Genomic DNA, 19,238 nt, shown 5'->3' with positions numbered 1-19,238 from the left:
AAATGAATGATAATAAATGGTTCAACTCTTTCAACGTTCTTTGATTTCAACGTCTGTTTAAATTCATTTACGAAGGTTTATTATGCTTTCAATAACTGGGCAATCTGAACTATCAATTCACAGCTAATATGTTTTTGTAGTTGACTTGCCTCAATATAGACAGATCGCCTCATTCTTAGGTGACTTCATCCAAATCGTTATTCTATCTCCTAATACCTCATGTTTAACGTATTCTAAGTTCTCATCCAACAACTTAACTATTTCTTCCATCCCCCTCATCCTCTTTTAAGTGATTTTTAGCCATTGTATCATCTAAGGTCAATTAATCTAACCATTGATGAAAAGAACCCGAAAAGTGTACCACCCTATTGCACAAATCCTGTATAATAAATTTGAACAAAAAATTGTACAGGAGGAAAAGAAAGGTGATAGGGAAGATACAATACAATTATATAAGATTTTTGTATTTTAACAAACATAAAAGTCAAAGAGCGATAGCAAAAGAAATGGGGATACACAGAGCGACGGTTAAGAAAGCTATCAAGAACCCAGAACAGAAGTATCATATGAACGTTGATAGAGATAAACCAGTAAATGGTGATTTTGAAAAACGTATCAAACATTTGTTAGAGTACAATTCAAAGCAACCCAAAAACCAAAAGTTAACTAAAAGACGTATATATGAAATCATCTGTGAAGAAGGATACAAAGGAAGTTATTCCTCCTTCACCTATCAAGCAAGGAAGATAGAAGAGAAACTTGGTATCAATCAAAAGGAAGGATAAAGGAAGCAAAGGTAGATACATAAGTATAGCGATATTGATGAAGTAGGATACGTGCAGTTATCGCTTGCAATAGCAAATACTGAAGAGAAAGTATTTATTAAGTGAGAAAATAACAAAATGCTAAGGGGCAGACTGAAATTCCAAGCAGGTTCGGCAACTGTTAGGATTTCCTAAAGGGGGTCAGGAGAGATGGAGAAAATGGTTTTGAGAATATTTCAAAAGGAAATTGAGCGACAATGTAAATTCGCAATTATTGCTATAGGGCAAGTAAAAACAATTATTGCTATAGAGCAAGTAAAAACAGGATCATCAAATAATAATTCAGACATAGTATGGTATGCAATACAAAATTTTTTGGTAGCTGTAGGTAATATCTCCAAAATTTTTTGGCCTACACGAAATAAGGAAAGGGGGGAAGAGTTACGAAGAAGCTTAGGTATTGAAGATAATTCCCCTATACAACCAAGGAACTTTAGAAATCATTTTGAACATTTTGATGAAAGATTAGAGGAGTGGGCAGAATCTTCTGAAAGGCTTATTCTCGCTGATTCAAATATAGGACCCTCAAATATGATAACTGGAATAGACCCAAAAGATTACCTTCGTAACTTTGATCCTACAAGTTGGACACTTACTTTTAGAGGAGATAAATATGAGCTGAAACCGATAATAAAGGCTATTTGCGAGCTTTATCCAAAAGTTTCAACCGAAGCGAGTAAACCATGGTGGGAGTAATATTTTGCCATTGCCTAACAGTAGATAAAAGATAAATCCAATTTTCCCCAAAGTCACAAGCTGTCAAACTTCTTTCATGCGGGGGACGTTATATGCTATATTATTTAGATTGCCAAACTAAAGGATAAAAAAGATGTCTGCACTAAATTTATGGCTGCTGGCCGGATGGCATCAATTAGTGGAATCTCCAGGAACCCCAACAACAAAGAAAGAAAAAATTAGCAAAAGCATTTGGGCAAAAGGGAGCTGAAAGAACATGGAGAAATTGATGAAAGCCTTTGCTTCGTTATAATATCCATTTCGATAGATAGGACTTCAATAAACCTGCAAGTTGGAGAGGATTGAGTCAATCATGTTGGTTTTGGGAAAACAAAACGTATGCATTAAATTCTTTTCGATTCTATATTTATATTTGTTAAAAAAAGATTCTTTTGAACTAATCCATATTATTTGAACTCTTCTTTTAATTTTTGTTATTAACTTTTAAAAAGTTAGCACCCCTATAAGCTATAATTTAAATGTGTTGATAAAAAATAAAGAATTAGGAGTTTGATAGGTATGAAAGATAAGTTTAATGAAATTGAAAGGTTTTTAGAAGGTATATTACCGGATAGTAAAATAACCACATTTATGAAAATTATTAAATTTCCATCAACGGTATCTGATTTTTTATTTGAAATAAAAATAAAAAGATTTTTAAGTGAAATAGATAGAATTACTCAAGGTAAAAAGGATAAATTCATGAAAAAAATCAAAAACAAAAATGATCTGAAAGATTTAGGTTTTAAATTGTTAAATATTATTAATGATTCTGACGATGAAAATAAGTGTGTTTTAATTAGTAGATTATTTATTTTATTTATCGAGGAAAAACTAAATGAAAGAGATTTTTTTAGAATTAGTTATTTGATTAATAGGAGTTATTATAAAGATTTATTTGCGCTAAAAAGTTTTTCAAATCACAATACAATTTGTACGGGTGATTCTATTGCTGATAAAGATGTTCTCGAGAGTTTGTTTAGTTATGGCTTTATAGAAAATAGAGGGATCGATGGGGGTAATTCAAATTTAAATAGTGGAGGAACTATTTATAGTATTAATAGATATGGAATTATCGTAAGGGATATTCTTTAGCTTTATGAAAATGTATAGAAATGGTGAATGCATTGAAATAATAATTGAAGATCATAAAAATATGAAGCAAAATTAAAAGAATCGAATTATGATCTAACCAATCTTTTTCACGGACATTTAATATTATCTAATGTGTTCTTTTTCTTTTTAATATTTTTTGCTGTATAATTGCCATGAGCTCTCAGTTCTTGATTTTGTAATCTGTAATGACAGTTAGGATCATATTGTTTCACCCCACTTTAGTATTGTTTAAAAATCCGCCTTCATTCTTAGGTCCCTTCTAGGGCGTTTCCTTCTCATACGGCCTTGAAAGGTCAATCAAGTATTGGTGTTATGGGCGGAAGAGGGGTAGAGAACAAGCTTTAGAACGAATTTAAAAGTTCAGACAGTATTCCCAATAAGACAAGGAGAAAGAGGTGGCGAAAGTAACACTCAACCCAACGTATTTGGTTGATTTGAAGAAAACTTTTGATAGATGGTGATGAAAGCATGTTGCCTATTTTTGCTGGTAGTTTGGTTCATTGGTTAATTCCCTGAGCTGGATTGTTGATAATTTGCAACAATGTATGAACAGTATTAAGTATCAATATAGATGAAAGGCAAGCTGCCATTAGGTGGGCTCTATGGAAAAAACGGAGATGAAGAAAATTGTATCCAAAACAATAAGATGTTGAGTTTTGGAAATAAAGAACTTTCTGACTATAATTACCCTAAGATGATTGAAAAAGAGCTGAAGGATATATTGGAAGAAATGGAATGTGTTGAGGGCAGAGAGATGAATAAATCGTGGATACAAGAATGGATAAAAGTAACCTACAAATAAGAAATATAGGCAGACGGTTTTGTAACTCAGCAAAAAAGGTTTGTGACTTCTGGCACTCACCCAAATCCTTCACAGACGCTCAGAACTTTTTTGTGATCGGAACGTTATTTGCCATCCGAAAGCAAAAAAAAGAAAAGAATAGAAGGTGAAAATATGGAGTTATTTTCTCAAAGAAAAGGGATCAAACCAGTTAAAAGTATCATCCAAGTAGAGAATATAGACGAGGATTTGCGTATTGGTTTGTGGAATGCTTTAACAAGGTTCTACTGGGAACAGGTAACAGATAAGTTGATTCCTTTTAACAAAAGCATTGGTATTCTATTTAGAAAAATCTGGCTCGATTATTTTAAAAGTCCTCTCGATACTCTAAAGGATTATTGGCCTGATACTTATGAGAAAATTCGGAAATATTTCTTTGATTCTGAATGGTACGAGGTTTATGACTTTATAGAGTTTATTGCCAATAATTACCCTGGTGAGTATCTAAATAATAATTTTATGAAATATTGTAATACTATTTTGGAGCGAGAATTATCTGCATATCGTTTTGTTGGAGGTAAAATTGCGCAAATAACCTCGGAAGAGGAAATTTCAGAAATAGAAGAAACGTTAAAAATTACCGAACCTTTAAAAGCGGTTAACACCCACATAAAAAGAGCTTTGGATTTACTAGCAGACAGGAAGGCGCCAGATTACAGAAATTCAGTTAAAGAGTCCATAAGCGCAGTAGAAGCTATTTCCAACCTTATAGCAAATAAGAAAAAAGCAACGTTAGGGCAGGCATTGAAAGCAATAGAGTCTAAGGTTAGTTTACACCCTGCTTTAAAGAACGCATTTAGTAGTTTATATGGGTATACAAGTGATGCCGACGGAATACGTCATGCTTTACTTAGTGAATCTAACCTTAGTTTTGAAGAGGCAAAATTTATGTTAGTTTCATGTTCTGCTTTCGTCAATTATCTTATTAGTAAAGCATCAAAAGCAGGAATTAAATTAGAAGGTCACGAGAAATAACAATATTGCGAACTTACTTTGCTTGTCTAAATCCGTCTTCGATGGATTTCACAAATCCCAAAAACTTTTGTCAAAATATTTTGTAGTTGCCTTAATAGCCGGTATTTATCGGTACTAAAGCAAAGGGAAACTAGATTATAAAGGAAATAATCATAAAATTCGTTGTTGAGTTACTTTATTTGTCGCATATGCGGTCTAGTGGATTTTTGTTCTTCCGTAATCATAAAGAAAATATGCGAAGTTCTACTAAAAATTACTTAGAGGGGCGCTGTGCTTTCTCTCTTGTCGTTGCTTACTGTTGCCTAACAGTGGATAAAAGGAAAATCCAATTTTCACCAAATCCACGAGCTGACAAACTTCTTTCATCTGCAGCACGTTATATGCAATGCTATGTTTAAAAAAAGAAAGGTCGATCTTGTGGAAAAGCTGATCACAAAGAAAGGAGGCTGGTAAGAACAAAATGAGTGATAAGAAATGGTTCAACAAAGGTGTTGAACTTACCAAGCTTGGCAGATATGAGGATGCACTAAAGGCTTTTGAAAAAGCTATTGAGAAAAATCCACAAGATGACAAAGCCTGGTACGCCAAAGGTGTTGCACTTGCTAAGCTTGGGAAACATGAAGAAGCGATAGAGGCTTGCGAGGAAGCTATTGAGATAAATTCACAGTTTGCCAAAGCCTTATTCAACAAAGGTGTTGAACTTGGTGAACTTGGGAGACATGAAGAGGCGTTAAAGGCTTACGAGAGAGCCATCGAGATTAATCCACAGTATGCCGAAGCTTGGGTTAACAAGGGTGTTGCGCTTAGTAAGCTTGGTAGACATGATGAGGCGATAGAAGCTTATGAGAAAGCCATCAAGATTAATCCACAGTCCGAGAAAGCCTGGTTCAACAAAGGTTTTGAACTTGGTGAGCTTGGGAAACATGAAGATGCGCTAAAGGCTTATGAGGAAGCCATCGAGATTAATCCACAGTTTGACATAGCCTGGCTCAACAAAGGGAATGAACTTAGCAAGCTTGAGAGACATGAAGAGGCACTAAAGGCTTGTGAGAAAGCTACCGAAATAAATCCACAGCTTGCTGAAGCCTGGTACGCCAAAGGTATTGAACTTGCTAAGCTTGGTAGACATGAAGAGGCGATAGAGGCTTATGAGAAAGCCATCGAGATTAATCCACAGTATGCCGAAGCCTGGTTCAGCAAAGGTTTTGAACTTGGTGAGCTTGGGAAACATGAAGAAGCGATAGAAGCTTACCAGAAAGCCATCGAGATTAATCCGCAGTATGCCGAAGCCTGGGGCAACAAAGGTGTTGAACTTAGTGAGCTTGGGAAACATGAAGAAGCACTAAAGGTTTACGAGAAAGCCATTGAGGTAAATCCACAGTTTGACAAAGCCTGGTTCAACAAAGGTGTTGTACTTGGCAAGCTAGGGAGACATGAAGAAGCGCTAAGGGCTTACGAAAAAGCCATCGAGATGAATCGACAGTATGCCAAAGCCTGGTATGCCAAAGGTGTTGCTCTTGCTAAGGTTGGGAAGCATGAAGAGACGAAAGAGGCTTACGAGAAAGCAATTGAGATAGATCCAAAAAATGCCTTGGCATATACCAACTTAGGAGAACTATTCTTTAAATTTGGAAATCTTAAAGAGGCTTCTGAAAAGATTGAAAAGGCGCTCAATATAAATGGGAGACTTGTTTCTGCATGGAGTTTACAAGGCAGAATCAAAATTGAACAAAAAGCCTATGATGCTGCAAGTGAAGCCTTTAAAAAGGCAATGTATTTGGATATAGGTAATCCAATACATTTCCTCTGGGATATATATGCTTACTATCTTAAGGCAGAATTCACTTTGGATTCAAAAGATAAAAAATATCAAGAAGAAATCTCCAGAATTATAAGAAACCTGGAAAAAATGAATGAAACATTGTCGAAAAACCAAAAACAGGAAAAAGAGATGAGGGCGTATGTCCTGTATTTTTTAGGGCACTTCTACCTTAAAAGCAATGACATTTTTACAGCAAAAGAAAAACTTGAAGAATGTATCAAATTAAAATCAAAATCCTCAATAGAGGCACCAGCTCGTAAATTGCTTGGTAATATCTGGAACTATCGAATTAAGCCACTCTGGTGGCGATGGTGGTTAAATTCCCCTTTATATTGCTGGCCTAAAAGGATCGGATTTTCCATTCTTTTACTGCTTATTTTTGCATTGTTGCTGCTTCATCCATTTATTCCTGGCTGGTTTCCTTCTCTTCAAATAAACTGGTCTCTTTATGTATCTCTTATTGTATTTTTAATTATTATCCTTGTTTCACCAAGCATAGAACACATTCGAACAAGAAACATGGAAGTAGAACTGCATTCCCCACCCCCCTATGAGCCTGTTCTATCTCCTACGGTAATGGAGGAAAAAATGAAGGAAATAGAAGCAAAATACCTGGAATCAGAAAAACTAAAGTGAAAAACAATTTTAATAATGTTTCCAATGTTTTTATAACTATCAAACTCAGGAATAACATCTATTGGACCAATTGTTGGTACACTTTCTAAAACACTTAAAAGTATCGAAAATGCTACAAAAAGCGGGGGTGATAAAAATAAACAATAAGAAAAAAAAAGGAACTTAAATCATTAAAACATTTTATCTGTGATTATTATAAAATTTTTCATGAGTATCTTTTTCCTGAAAATTATCAATTAGAATGTAGTGAATCTCCTGATTTCATAGTTAAGTTTGATAATCAAAAAATTGGGATAGAGATAACAGAAACTATTCATGAAAGTAGGAAGGCAAGCGAAAATTTACAAGATGAGATTTGTGAAAACATAAAAAAATACTTAGAGGAAGAAGATATTAAAATAGATATTTGGCTTTTTTTCTCTGATAGCTTAGCTTCTGATATAAGCAAAAGAAACCAAAAAACCAAAAGAAACCAAAAAAACAAAAGAAACGAAATAAAAGATAGCCAATTTATTAAAGACTTTACTGAAGAATATATAAAATATATAATAGTAAGAAGAAAAGGGGAATATTCCTCATTTGAAGAGTTTTGTGAATCAAATAAAAATTCTTTAATATATAAATATTTAGTAGGTGAACCAATAGTAAAACTTTATAGTGAGGAACTTAAAATACGTGAAGGAGTAGGGAATTATGTCTCGATTAATTATTATAAAAAGAAATTACCAGAAATAATAAATAAAAAGATTGACAAGTTGTCCCATTATAGGGAAAACGTCGATAAAATATATTTATTAATAATCACATCATGTGAGCCATATAAAGATCTGTATTTTCTAGCTGGTGAAAGAGAAAATGTAAAGGAAATACTTAATTCATATACTAAAAGAGAAAATAATTTCGATAAAATATTTTTATATAATGAAAACTACTATAAGCCACAAATAATAAAATCTGATTAATAGTTAAGGCAGTTTTACTTGCCAAACGAAAAGTGTACCCGATTATGCAAAGTATGTCCACCCACCTATCAGGAAAAAAAGCCTTTTTCCATTTCACTCCGCAAATCCCCCATGAGGAAATGGAAAAGGGTTTTGCCCTGTTACCTATCCAAAAATATCAGATTGTGTTTCACCTACTACCATTATTTCAATAACTCTTTTAGTTCTTCTATGGTTATTTCTAACAAGTTGTCTCCTATGTAATCTATCGTCTTCTCATCTGCTTTTCTTATCTTGTTTTTTATTTCTTCAGTTAGTTGGTTACCGAACCTTTTGCTTAATATTCTAATTGCAAATTCAAGTTTCCCTTCTCTTTCTCCTTCTAATTTTCCTTCGTTTCTTAACTTTTCAGCTATTGTCATTACTATTTCACCCCTTCCAGGCATTATTTCTTTTTGTACTTTTAATATCTCCTCTATCGTTACATCTTCCCTTACGTTTAGTAAGTAGATCATGCATCCTTCAAACCATTCATGTACCTCTTCTTCTGGTAGTTGTTTTATGTATTCAAATACCCTTGCTAACCTTTCTTTAAATTCTTCTTTGGTCATGGCTGTTCCTGCTCTCATTGCTTCTAATGCAACTTTCGTTGTTGTTAATCCTATTATCCTTTTTTTCTTTTTGATTGAGAAATCACATATTTCATATCGGTATGTCGGTAAGTATGTTTTTAGTTCGTCTGGTAAATCTTCTATCCCTTGTACCATATTTGATAAGTTCGTTTCTACGTTCCAGACTTCTCTCCCATGGTAAATTACTATTGGTATTATTATCGGAACCTTTTTTGTTTTGGGATCGTATTTTTCTTCCCATATGCTCGTAATGTATCTCAACAGTTGAAAGATTACTTTACCTTCAATGTAGCTTTTGTGTTCCATAAGAATGTATATGTATCCATCTTGTCCATTTATTTTTGTTTTGTACAACATATCCGAGAGGCTTTCTCTTAGGTTTTCATCAACATGACTGTTGTTTTCAGGAATTAAATAATCTAGGTCTACTATTTCTACAGCTTCTTGAGGGAGATAGTTCCATAAGAAATCTCGAGCTATCCTTATGTCACTGAAAATTCGTTTGAAGAATAGATCATGAGGATTGTGCACTAATTCATTCATATTTTGCCTCTCTTTTTTTAGATTTGGTTTATCAATTTAATTATACCATATCTTTTTGAAGGTATGTTAACTTATTACTCAACTAGCATATAATGAGCTTTATAGCGCCCTTCCCCCGCTCCCCACCCGTGTGGAAGAGGGACCTGCGGTCCCTTTCCCCGCTTTTCAACCATAAGGAAAGGGGTTTGTTCCTTTTTACCCCGCTCTCGACCCATATAAGGAGGTGAGAAAGGGCTTCACCAGGGATAAAATACGTTGAAAGATACGACATCGATTTATGAGCTAACAATCTTTTCAAGAACATCTTACATAATCTAATGCGTTCTTTTTCTTTTTAATATTTTTTGCTGTATAATTGCAGTGAACTCTCATTTCTTGATTTTAGTAATATGTAATGATAGTTAGGATCATATTTTTTCACCTCGCTTTAGTATTGTTTAAGGATCTGCCTTAATTCTTAGACCTTTTCTAGGGCTTTTCCTTCTCATACGGCTTTGAAAGGTCAATCAAGTATCGGTGCCTTGAATTTTGCAAATTCTAATAGGATAAGGTTTAACCCAATAAATATAAACATCAATATATTTGGATAGGATGCACTATAGATAACGAAAATGGTTTATTTACAGGAACATGGTATTAGTTATTAGTGGTGATAATATGGATGCTGATTTGGTATTTTCAATAAAGAATTCTGACCATAATAAAATTTATGTTGTCAGAGATAATAAAATACTTTTTCGATTAAAAATTAAAGAACCAGATAAAGACAAATATGATTCTTATGACGGAGAATTAGATATAATGATGGATGGAATTAAAAATCATCCTTTTGATAATTTGTATTATCAAAAAGATAATAACAAAGAAAAATTCAAAAAATCGATATATAAGGTATCTTGGCATGGATTTAGTTATAATCAAAATGGAAATATAAAAATGCCAGTTATAAATCTCAAAAACCAAAAAAACCAAAAAAATCAAAAAGATTCAGGAATAAGACATGAAGGTAAAATTAAAAGCGATAAATTGTTTCCATTTCCAATTTGTAGCTTGTACATTCCTAAAAATTTTTTTGATAATTCAATAAAATTTCAAAAAATTCAAAATGGAATACCCAAAGACAATATAATTAATGTAAAAAAAGATGTTTTTTCTAGGATTGATTTTTTTATTTTGCCAAAAAATTATAGTGTAAATGATTTTTTTATGACATCGGTGTTTTATTTATATTTAACTTCAGATAATACTTTATTTTCTAGAGAATATCATGGTGAAGTTAGTAAACCGATAAAATGTTATCTATACAAATCTTTAAAAATTATCGATCATGATATTCTTTATAGAATAATAGAAAATGAAGAAACATATTTACCTGAGTTGGATAATACGTATAGCCTATTTATACATAATCCAAATAATTCTTTTAAAGTGCTTTATGATAGATTAACAACGATTGATGAAGATAGATATTCTCTAAGAGACGAGCATGATAAAGAATTAGAAAGAATAAAAAATAAAGATAAAAGTAATGATTAAAAAATCAAAGAGCAGACGATTTGAATAAAGAAGATCGTCTGCTTTTTAAATTCAAATCAAAAAATCATTCGTACGAGGTCATTTCCCAAATTGCACCTTTATCACAAGAATTGATTGGTGGAAATGTTTCATCAGTTTCTAAATGAATTTTCATTTCTTCATTAGTAGGTAGAGGTGTTTTTGTTCCATCTGTATATTCCACCCACTTGTAATAAGCATTTGCAGGAGATTTTTCACCTGTTTTATATCTTGCTCCGATAGGCATAAAATTCACCTCCTTTCTTATTTACTCAATTCAATTATACCACAACATAATGGTTATACAAAATGATAAACACTATATATAGAAGATTATAATAAAGTAATATAATAAATATAGTTTTATCCACTTACTAAACGAAAAGTGTACCACCTTATCGCACAAATCCTGTATAATAAATTTGAACAAAAAATTGTGGATTTTTGTATCTTAACAAACACAAAAGTCAAAGAGCGATAGCAAAAGAAATGGGATACACAGAGCGACGGTTAAAAGAGCTATCAAGAACCCAGAACAGAAGTATCATATGAACGTTGTTAGAGATAAACCAGTAAATGGTGATTTTGAAAAACGTATCAAACACTTGTTAGAGTACATTTCAAAGCAACCCAAAAACCAAAAGTTAACTAAAAGACGTATATATGAACTCATCTGTGAAGAAGGATACAAAGGAAGTTATTCTTCCTTCACCTATCAAGCAAGGAAGATAGAAGAGAAACTTGGTATTAATCAAAAAGAAGGATAAAGGAAGCAAAGGTAGATACATAAGTATAGCGATATTGATGAGCTAGGATACGTGAGGTTATCGTTAGCAATAGCAATGGCTGAAGAGAAAGTGAAGGAGGGCGGGAAAAACAAAATGAGTGATAAGAAATGGTTCAACAAAGGTGCTAAAGCTGGCAAAGTTGAGAAACGTGAAAAGCTACTAAAGACTTACGAGAAAGCTATCGAGGTAATTTCAAAGTATGCCGTAACCTTGTTTATTAAAGGTTTTGAACTTAGCGAGCTTGGGAGACATAAAAAAGCACTAAAGATTTACAAAAAAATCATCAAGTTATTTCCCCAGCTTAACGTAGCCTGGTTCTACAAAGGTTTTGAACTTAGCAAGCTTGGGAGACACAAAAAAGCGCTAAAGGCTTACGAGAAAGCCATCGAGATAGATCCACAGTATGCCGAAGCCTGGTCCAACAAAGGTGTTGCACTTAGCGAACTCGGGAGACACAAAGATGCACTAAAGGCTCACAAGAAAGCCATCGAGATAGATCCAAAAAATGCCTTGGCATACACCAACTTAGGAGAACTATTTTTTAAACTTGGGAATCTTAAAAAAGCTTCTGAAAATGTTGAAAAGGCGCTCAAGATAGAGAGCGATCTTGTACCTGCATTGAATTTACAAGGCAGAATCAAAATTGAAGAAAAAGCCTATGATGCTGCAAGTGAATCCTTTAAACAGGCAATGTCTTTGGATGGAGCTAATCCAGTACATTTCCTCTGGGATACTTATACCAACTATCTTAAGATAGGATTCAATTTGGATTCAGAAGATAAAAAATATCAAGAAGAAATCGCCACAATCATAAGAAACCTGGAAAAAATGAATGAAACGTTATCGAAAAACCAAAAACAGGAAAAAGAGATGAGGGCATATGTCCTGTATTTTTTAGGGCACTTCTACCTTAAAAGTAATGATATCTTAACAGCAAAAGAAAAACTTGAAGAATGTATCAAATTAAAATCAAAATCCTCAATAAAGGCATCCGCTCGTGAATTGCTCGGCAATATTTGGAACTATCGGATTAAGCCACCCTGGTGGCGCTGGTGGTTAAATTCCCCTTTATATCGCTGGCCTAAGAGGTTCGGATTTTCCATTCTTTTACTGCTTATTTCTGCATTATTGCTCCTTCACCCATTTATTCCTGGATGGTTTCCTTTACTTCAAATAAACTGGTCTCTTTATGCATTTCTTATTGTACTTTTAATAATTATCCTTTTTTTACCAAACATAAAACGCATTCAGATAAAAGGTATTGAAGTAGAACTACAATCTCCTCCCCCCTATGAGCCTGTTCTATCTCCTACGGTAATGGAAGAAATAATGAAGGAAATAGAAGCAAAATATACGAAATTAGAATAACTGAGGTGCAAACAATTTTAACCATATTTTCAACGTTTTTGTAACTATCAAACTCATAGATAACTCCTGTTGGACCAATTGTTGGTACACTTTCTAAAACACTTAAAAGTATCGAAATGCTACAAAAAGCGGGGATGATAAAAATAAACGATAAGAAAAAGGAAGAATTTGAGCTATTAGAAGATTTTTTCAGCGATTATTATAAAATTTTTAATGATGATCTTTTTCCTGTAAATTCTCATTTAGAATGTAGCGAATCACCTGATTTCATAGTTAAATTTGATAATCAAAAAATTGGGATAGAGATAACAGAAGCTATTAAGGAAGAAATGATGAGAAGTGAAGATTTAGAAATTGCAATTTCTAAAATTATACAAAAATATGTGGAGGAAGAAAATATTAAAAAAGTTATATGGTTATCTTTCTCTGATAGCTTAGCTTCTGATATAAGCAAAAACAAATTTATTAAAGACTTTACTGAAGAATTCAAAAAATATATAATGGCAAGAAGAAACAGGGAATATTCTTCGTTTGAAGAATTCTGTGAATCAAATAAAGACTTTTTAATATGCAAATATTTGGAAGATGAGCCAATACGAAAGGATTATAAGAAACCATTAGTAATTCCTGGAGGCAGATATTTTTTCCCATTTGATAATGAAGAAAAATTAAAAATTTATGAAGAAAAATTAAAAATCGCAATAGATAAAAAGATAGGAAAGGTGTCCGATTACAGGAAAAAGGTTGATAAAATATATTTGTTAATAAAAACATCATCTAATCCACCTAACTTAGTACCTTTCCTAGATGTTCACATCCCACATATTAAAGAAATCCTTAATTCATATACTAAAGGAAGAAATAATTTCGATAAAATATTTTTATATTATCATAGCGACATAGAGCCACAAATAATAATATCTGATTAATAATTAATTCAACTGCTCTTGCCAAACGAAAAGTGTACCGATTTTTTTTGATATTATAACCGTAATTGCATTCGAAGTTGATAAATTAGGAAGGGACCTGCGGTCCCTTAAACCCTGTTTTTCACCCATAAGGAAAAGGATCTTTATTTACACCACTTCCCCCGCTGTCCGCCCACAGTTAGCCATTTCACCAAAAACCATAATTTTGTAGTATAATAATACTAACTTTAGAGTTACTTACTCACGAGTTAGTAACTCATGAGTTAGTTATCGAGGGACTTATATGTTCATTGGTAGAGAACCAGAGTTAACCGCTTTAAACAAATTGTACCAAGAAGACAAATTCCAATTTGTTGTTGTATATGGAAGAAGACGGGTTGGGAAAACCACCTTGCTTTTGAAGTTCTGCAAAGAAAAGCCTTTTATATTTTTTGTTGCCGACGAATCAGTAGATAGTCTTTCATTAGAGAAATTTTCTAAAGAGGTTTTTTCATTTTTCAATCTAACGGGCTTAACTGAGTTTAATTCTTGGGAAGAAGCTTTTCTTTTTATTGCAAATAGAGCAAGAGAAGAAAGATTAATAATAGTAATTGATGAGTTCCAATATTTAGTGAATGCGAATCGTAGTATCCCATCGATTTTACAGAAATTGATAGATCATACTTTGAAAGACACCAAATTATTTTTGATAATCTGTGGTTCATATGTCAATTTTATGGAAAATGAAGTTTTGGGTTATAAAAGTCCGTTGTATGGGAGAAGAACCGCGCAATTTGAGATTACCCCTTTTGGTTTTTTTGACAGTCGAAAGTTCTTCCCAAAATATTCTTGGGAGGAACAAGTCAACACATATGGAGTTTTAGGGGGCACACCACAATACTTTGTCACCTTTGATGAAAAAGTGGACGTTTATGAAAATATAAAACAAAAAATATTATTTAAATCATCGTATCTTAACGAAGAACCTATATTCTTGCTAAGACAAGAATTAAGGGAGCCTTTGATTTACAATTCTATTTTAGAAGCTTTAGCAGAAGGAAACGGAAAATTGAATGAAATTTCCTCAAGAATCAGTTTCGATAATTCCAAAGTAGCTAAGTATTTGGAAACCTTGATTGATCTAAAGATCGTTGAAAGAATAAAACCTGAACCAATAGGCAGAAAAAGTAGGGGTAGTATTTTCAAGATTAAGGATAATTTCTTTAAATTTTGGTATAGGTTTGTTTTTAAAAACAAAGCATTAATCGAACAGGGATTGGCGGATTTCGTTATAAAAAATAAAATAAAGCCATTTATGAATGAGTATATAGGCCCCATTTTTGAAGACATTTCAGTTGAAATCCTGAAGAAAATGAATGTCGAGGGTAAATTGCCGTTCATCTTTGAAAATATTGGCAAATGGTGGGGCAATAACCCAATTAAAAAAATAGAAGAAGAAATCGATATAGTAGCCTACGATAAGAAAAACATTCTTCTTGGTGAATGCAAATGGCAAAATACATTGCTAGACATGTTGGTAGTTAAAAAACTTATGGATAAAGGGGCTTTATTTCATTTTGAGAATAAATTTTATATACTTTTCTCGAAAAACGGTTTTACGAAAGAGACCTTGAATTTTGCTAAAGCCAGCAGTAATATTATTTTAATAAGTTTTAAAGATTTTGTGTCTTCTAAAAATGAAGAATTAATTTGATTTTCTCACGAAAATAGTGGGTAATTAAGTTAGAGTTGAATTAAATTTACCCAAGCCAGATGAAGAAACTCCCCGAAATGGGCGGAATGACTACTTCACTATCTACAACAGCCAGGAACAACGCTACCTTAAGCGAGTCACTTACTAAACGAAAAGTGTACCAAAAATAAGTGTCTCCTAAACGAAAAGTAGTTAGCAATAACAAATGTTCATTAAAATTAGCAACAGTTTTTAATTGAAAAACGCCCATGGAGGGCGTCTTTTCAGAAATTATTTAAGTAACTCTTTTAGTTCTTCTAGTGTAATATTTAGAATGTTCTTCTTTATTTGATTTATAGTTTCTTCGTTTGCTTTTCTGATCTTTTCTTTCAATCTTTTATCAAAATCTTCTCCAAATCTTTGGTTTAGAATTTCAATTATTAATTCTTTTCTTTCTTCAAGCTTACCTTTTCTTTCTCCTTCTCTTTTCCCTTCTCTTTTACCTTTTTCCACGCCTTCTTCAAATAATGAGGCTCCTATCTTTGTCATTCGTATCACCTCTTTCAGTTTGTTTAGGTACTCTTCTCTTACATAATTGTCTGAGAACCCTAATAACGATCCTATTACCGCTTCTTTTTTATTTTCATCTGGTATCTCAATCGCTAACTCTAATGCTTCTTTTGTCACTTCTTCTTCGCTTTTTTCGTTTCTCATCAAGGGTAAGAATACTAAATCCATTAAGTCTTTATCCGTTAGTGGTTCTCCTTTTTCTATCTTTCCTTTTATTTCTTTGTACCTTTTTATTCCATCGTATTTTATCATGAATACTTGTAAAACTTTGTATTTATTTAAACCCATGTCCAATTCACTTTCTGCACTTTCGTATTTCCCTGAGTATATTACTACCGTGTTTATCTTTCTTCTTTCTTTTTGGTATAACGCTATGTCGTATTGTGCAAATCTTAGTAAGTCTGCTTTCTTCCACGTAGTTTGAAATTCTAAGTGTAACAGTGAGTTGTCTTCTAGTTCGAATACAAAATCCATGTTTCTGTCTGATACGTTTATTACAGGTAGTTCTGTTGGTTTTACTGAGATTATCTTTGGTAAGTTTAATTCATAATATTTGAGGGTTTCGTTTTTGAATATTACTGACATCTTTTTGAAGATAATGTCTTGACTATTGTGGGTTATGTTGGTACCTTTCATCAGCTCCCCCTTTTGGTTACACGATAGTTTGTTGTACTATTTATATTATACCATATGACTAGGAAGGTATGCTATTTAATCACATAAATCTTGTATAATAAGTTTTATAGCGCCCTTCCCCCCGCTGCCCGCCCTTCGCTTTAGATCATAATTTGATGTCTTTGAAATGATATCATATCTTTGGAGTATACATTAACGGTGGAAATTTAGATGTTGAAATTACCAAACCTTTCCCCTCAGCAAGTTATCAAAATTCTTGAAAAGCAAGGTTTTACATTAGATAGAGTTAGAGAAAGTCACCATGTTTATTATAATGAAATTTCAAAGAAAAGAGTCATTGTTCCTCCAACACTTTTTATTTGAAAAAACGCCCATGAAGGGTGTCTTTAAAAAATTATTTCAATACCCCTTTTAGTTCTTCTATAGTTATTTCTAGCAAGTTATCCCCTAAGTAGTCGATAGTCTTTTCGTCCGCTTTTCTTATTTTATCTTTTAACTCTTCGGTTAATTGATTACCGAATCTTTTACTTAAGTTTTTTATGATGAATTCTATAAATCTTTCCCTTTCTTCCAATTTACCTTTTTCCATTCCTTCCTTTCTTAACTTTTCAGTTATTGTCATTACTATTTTACCCCTTCCAGGGCATTTAATATTAGTGACTTACTCTTTTTTTATAAAATTATAACTCAAAATAGCTTAAATTAATTGGTCTATTGATATAAAAATTATTTTATATTCATATGATTATAAAAATAAATGTAAAAAGTTGTATAATTTTATTGTTATTTTTTAAAGAAGAAAATTCTCTGTTCAAAAAAATTTTTAGGAGATGATTTGAGTTGTCAGTTTATTATTTGAATTTGACCCCTAAATATGAAGAAGGAATCATGCATTATGAAGTGCATGAAGAAAATTGCGAGTGGTTAAGTGAAGTTAAAGATTGTGAGGAATTGGGTGATTTTCGTAATTGCCATGGAGCTATAAAAGAAGCAAAACAAAGATATCCTAAGTGGAAAATAGATGGTTGTAAATATTGTTCTCCAGAGTGTCACAACTTGTAAAGACTTGATCTGAGAACAGAGAATTTTCTTCCCTAGGAGGATGAGATGTGGGTAATAAATTATATAACTTGTTTTTGACTTTCAATGCTACATCATTAATGATTGTGATTTTTTTGATAAAACAGCACTGTATAATAATAAATAAGGCTCCGAATTGGGTTTCCTATCTAATATTTATTTCAATTCCTGCTTTAATGACGGGTTTAAGCCTTCTTTGCACTCGCTTTTTAAGTACTGACAGTATTGAAGGAAATGTAAAAGATTTAGAACATGCAAATAATGTTTATTTACCTAGTTATTTAGGGTATTTTTTTGTTGCTCTAAGTGTTCCTGATGTCGAAACTCTTATTTTTGTTTTTCTGATTTTGTTTGTATTTACTTACTTTTCACAAACTATTTATTTTAATCCTCTATTTCTTTTGTGGAAGAGACACTTTTATTATGTAACAACGGAGAATAATATAAAAATTTTTTTAATCACAAGAAAAGTTCTCAGAAAACCAAGCGATGTACATTTTGAAAATTTAAAACGTATCAATAATTATACTTTTATAGATAATGGAGGGGGAAAAGGTGAATCATCTGATGGCTAAAATAAGAAAAAGAGGTAATGATAATAAATATAGAAAAATAACATCCGATGATAATTTTTATTATAAATTACCTGAAGATTTAGATAATCCAATTGAGTATTTACCAGATCACAATTTAGACGAAGATTCTTGGTTCGCTATATCTGAATTTTCAAAGAAACCATATTGCCTTGATATTCTAAAAAACAATTTTGAGTCTGTTGAGTATTCACAATTAGAAAAACTTGAAATAGATAAAATAGATTTTATTTTTTCATATCAAGATAAGAATGAATATTACTTTCAAAGAGTGTTAAACTCTCATATTCTAAGTAAAAAGTTATTATATCTTGGAGATGCATTTAAATTCAAAGAAAATACTAAATTTATAGTAATTAATGATATTCCGGATGCTATTTATTTAAAAAATCAAGATAAACTATACTTCAAAAAATTAACCTCTATAACCTCAATATTTAAAGGGATAGAAGAATTATATAGAGAAGCAACTGAGGAAGAAACAAAAGAATTTTTAGAACAAAGCTTCATATGCCTTGATCAGGGATTTTCTTCTAAAAATGTGAAAAAATCAAATAGAAAAAGAATTGCTATGGCAATGAACACAATGAAAAATTTTAATAGTGAGGAAAAGAAAAAAATATTTGATTACATTAAAGATTATTGCCCTGATTTAGAGAGAAAAAAAGGCGCATTTGTCGTAAGAAGCGATGAAGATTTAAAAAGTATATTGTATGGAATTGATCAAAGATATTACACAACACCTGTAAAAAATGAAAAAAGAATAGCAAATTCAATAATACCTATTAATTAGTCATTTAAATAGGTAAAGAAGCATTCCTGTAAATAAAAAAGAAAGAATTTGAAAAAAGGAACTTCCTTATAAAATAAAAATAAAGATGTAGAGACTAATTTTCGTTCAGCGGGCACTTTTTTGGTACACTTTTCGTTTGGTAAGTGCAAAAGGAATTAATTGAAAAACCTTCTCTAAAAGATGTATCCAA

19 protein-coding genes are annotated in these 19,238 nt (G+C 32.1%); 15 read left to right on the top strand and 4 right to left on the bottom strand.

From position 1 onward, the window contains the following. The first annotated feature begins 425 nt into the window (after positions 1-425). From X928_RS04645 to X928_RS04620, 6 genes are all read left to right on the top strand, one after another. Entirely contained in the window at positions 426-785 is a 360-nt protein-coding gene (locus X928_RS04645) for a hypothetical protein (RefSeq protein WP_103078704.1), read from the top strand. A 189-nt stretch (positions 786-974) separates the two neighbouring features. After that, positions 975-1,520 (top strand): hypothetical protein, encoded by a 546-nt coding sequence (locus tag X928_RS04640; protein ID WP_103078703.1) that lies wholly within the window; start codon positions 975-977, stop codon positions 1,518-1,520. 558 nt (positions 1,521-2,078) lie between these two features. Further along, a complete protein-coding gene (locus X928_RS04635; RefSeq protein ID WP_103078702.1) occupies positions 2,079-2,654 on the top strand; it encodes a hypothetical protein in 576 nt (191 codons plus the stop codon). Positions 2,655-3,246: 592 nt separating this feature from the next. Further along, positions 3,247-3,477: a hypothetical protein gene (locus X928_RS04630; protein ID WP_103078701.1), complete on the top strand. Its 231-nt coding sequence runs from the start codon at positions 3,247-3,249 to the stop codon at positions 3,475-3,477. A 153-nt stretch (positions 3,478-3,630) separates the two neighbouring features. After that, a complete protein-coding gene (locus X928_RS04625; RefSeq protein WP_103078732.1) occupies positions 3,631-4,491 on the top strand; it encodes an AbiJ-NTD4 domain-containing protein in 861 nt (286 codons plus the stop codon). A gap of 460 nt (positions 4,492-4,951) precedes the next feature. Then, positions 4,952-6,949, top strand: a complete 1,998-nt coding sequence (locus X928_RS04620) for a tetratricopeptide repeat protein (RefSeq protein ID WP_103078700.1) — start codon at positions 4,952-4,954, stop codon at positions 6,947-6,949. A 1,144-nt stretch (positions 6,950-8,093) separates the two neighbouring features. Here the strand turns inward: X928_RS04620 and X928_RS04615 are convergent. After that, complete coding sequence (locus X928_RS04615; protein ID WP_103078699.1) at positions 8,094-9,065, bottom strand: Rpn family recombination-promoting nuclease/putative transposase; 972 nt, start codon at positions 9,063-9,065, stop codon at positions 8,094-8,096. 657 nt (positions 9,066-9,722) lie between these two features. On the opposite strand from X928_RS04615, the gene X928_RS04610 reads away from it, so the two are divergent. Next, positions 9,723-10,601, top strand: coding sequence for a hypothetical protein (locus X928_RS04610; protein ID WP_103078698.1), 879 nt, complete (start codon positions 9,723-9,725; stop codon positions 10,599-10,601). 64 nt (positions 10,602-10,665) lie between these two features. On the opposite strand, the gene X928_RS04605 is transcribed toward X928_RS04610, so the two are convergent. Then, positions 10,666-10,866 carry a YjzC family protein gene (locus tag X928_RS04605; RefSeq protein ID WP_103078697.1) on the bottom strand — a complete coding sequence of 67 codons (201 nt, stop codon included), beginning with the start codon at positions 10,864-10,866 and terminating at the stop codon, positions 10,666-10,668. A gap of 301 nt (positions 10,867-11,167) precedes the next feature. Here X928_RS04605 and X928_RS04600 point away from each other — a divergent pair, with 301 nt between their 5' ends. From X928_RS04600 to X928_RS04585, 4 genes are all read left to right on the top strand, one after another. After that, a complete protein-coding gene (locus X928_RS04600) occupies positions 11,168-11,386 on the top strand; it encodes a hypothetical protein (RefSeq protein WP_103078696.1) in 219 nt (72 codons plus the stop codon). A 114-nt stretch (positions 11,387-11,500) separates the two neighbouring features. Then, positions 11,501-12,775, top strand: a complete 1,275-nt coding sequence (locus X928_RS04595; protein WP_169926307.1) for a tetratricopeptide repeat protein — start codon at positions 11,501-11,503, stop codon at positions 12,773-12,775. Between the two features lie 134 nt (positions 12,776-12,909). Then, positions 12,910-13,704: a hypothetical protein gene (locus tag X928_RS04590; RefSeq protein WP_146026631.1), complete on the top strand. Its 795-nt coding sequence runs from the start codon at positions 12,910-12,912 to the stop codon at positions 13,702-13,704. Positions 13,705-13,987: 283 nt separating this feature from the next. Further along, a complete protein-coding gene (locus tag X928_RS04585) occupies positions 13,988-15,397 on the top strand; it encodes an ATP-binding protein (RefSeq protein ID WP_103078693.1) in 1,410 nt (469 codons plus the stop codon). A 270-nt stretch (positions 15,398-15,667) separates the two neighbouring features. On the opposite strand, the gene X928_RS04580 is transcribed toward X928_RS04585, so the two are convergent. After that, the gene (locus tag X928_RS04580) at positions 15,668-16,582 is read right to left on the bottom strand and encodes an RpnC/YadD family protein (protein WP_103078692.1); all 915 of its coding nucleotides are present in this window, start codon (positions 16,580-16,582) and stop codon (positions 15,668-15,670) included. Positions 16,583-16,792: 210 nt separating this feature from the next. Between X928_RS04580 and X928_RS04575 the strand changes: the two genes are divergently transcribed. Then, positions 16,793-16,945, top strand: coding sequence for a type II toxin-antitoxin system HicA family toxin (locus X928_RS04575; protein ID WP_103078691.1), 153 nt, complete (start codon positions 16,793-16,795; stop codon positions 16,943-16,945). A 31-nt stretch (positions 16,946-16,976) separates the two neighbouring features. Here X928_RS04575 and X928_RS04570 read toward each other — a convergent pair whose 3' ends face one another. Then, positions 16,977-17,204 (bottom strand): RpnC/YadD family protein, encoded by a 228-nt coding sequence (locus tag X928_RS04570; protein WP_245857176.1) that lies wholly within the window; start codon positions 17,202-17,204, stop codon positions 16,977-16,979. Positions 17,205-17,422: 218 nt separating this feature from the next. Here X928_RS04570 and X928_RS04565 point away from each other — a divergent pair, with 218 nt between their 5' ends. From X928_RS04565 to X928_RS04555, 3 genes are read left to right on the top strand one after another with little or no spacing between them, the layout of a single operon-like run. Further along, positions 17,423-17,644: a hypothetical protein gene (locus X928_RS04565; RefSeq protein WP_103078690.1), complete on the top strand. Its 222-nt coding sequence runs from the start codon at positions 17,423-17,425 to the stop codon at positions 17,642-17,644. A 47-nt stretch (positions 17,645-17,691) separates the two neighbouring features. After that, positions 17,692-18,237 carry a hypothetical protein gene (locus tag X928_RS04560; protein ID WP_103078689.1) on the top strand — a complete coding sequence of 182 codons (546 nt, stop codon included), beginning with the start codon at positions 17,692-17,694 and terminating at the stop codon, positions 18,235-18,237. Further along, a complete protein-coding gene (locus X928_RS04555) occupies positions 18,218-19,048 on the top strand; it encodes a hypothetical protein (protein WP_103078688.1) in 831 nt (276 codons plus the stop codon). Before X928_RS04560 ends, X928_RS04555 begins: the two co-directional genes overlap by 20 nt. Positions 19,049-19,238: the final 190 nt, after the last annotated feature.

This window comes from Petrotoga miotherma DSM 10691 (assembly GCF_002895605.1).
Taxonomy (GTDB): domain Bacteria; phylum Thermotogota; class Thermotogae; order Petrotogales; family Petrotogaceae; genus Petrotoga; species Petrotoga miotherma.
The sequence above is the reverse complement of the archived record's forward strand: the minus strand, read 5'-3'. Positions and strand labels throughout refer to the sequence as shown.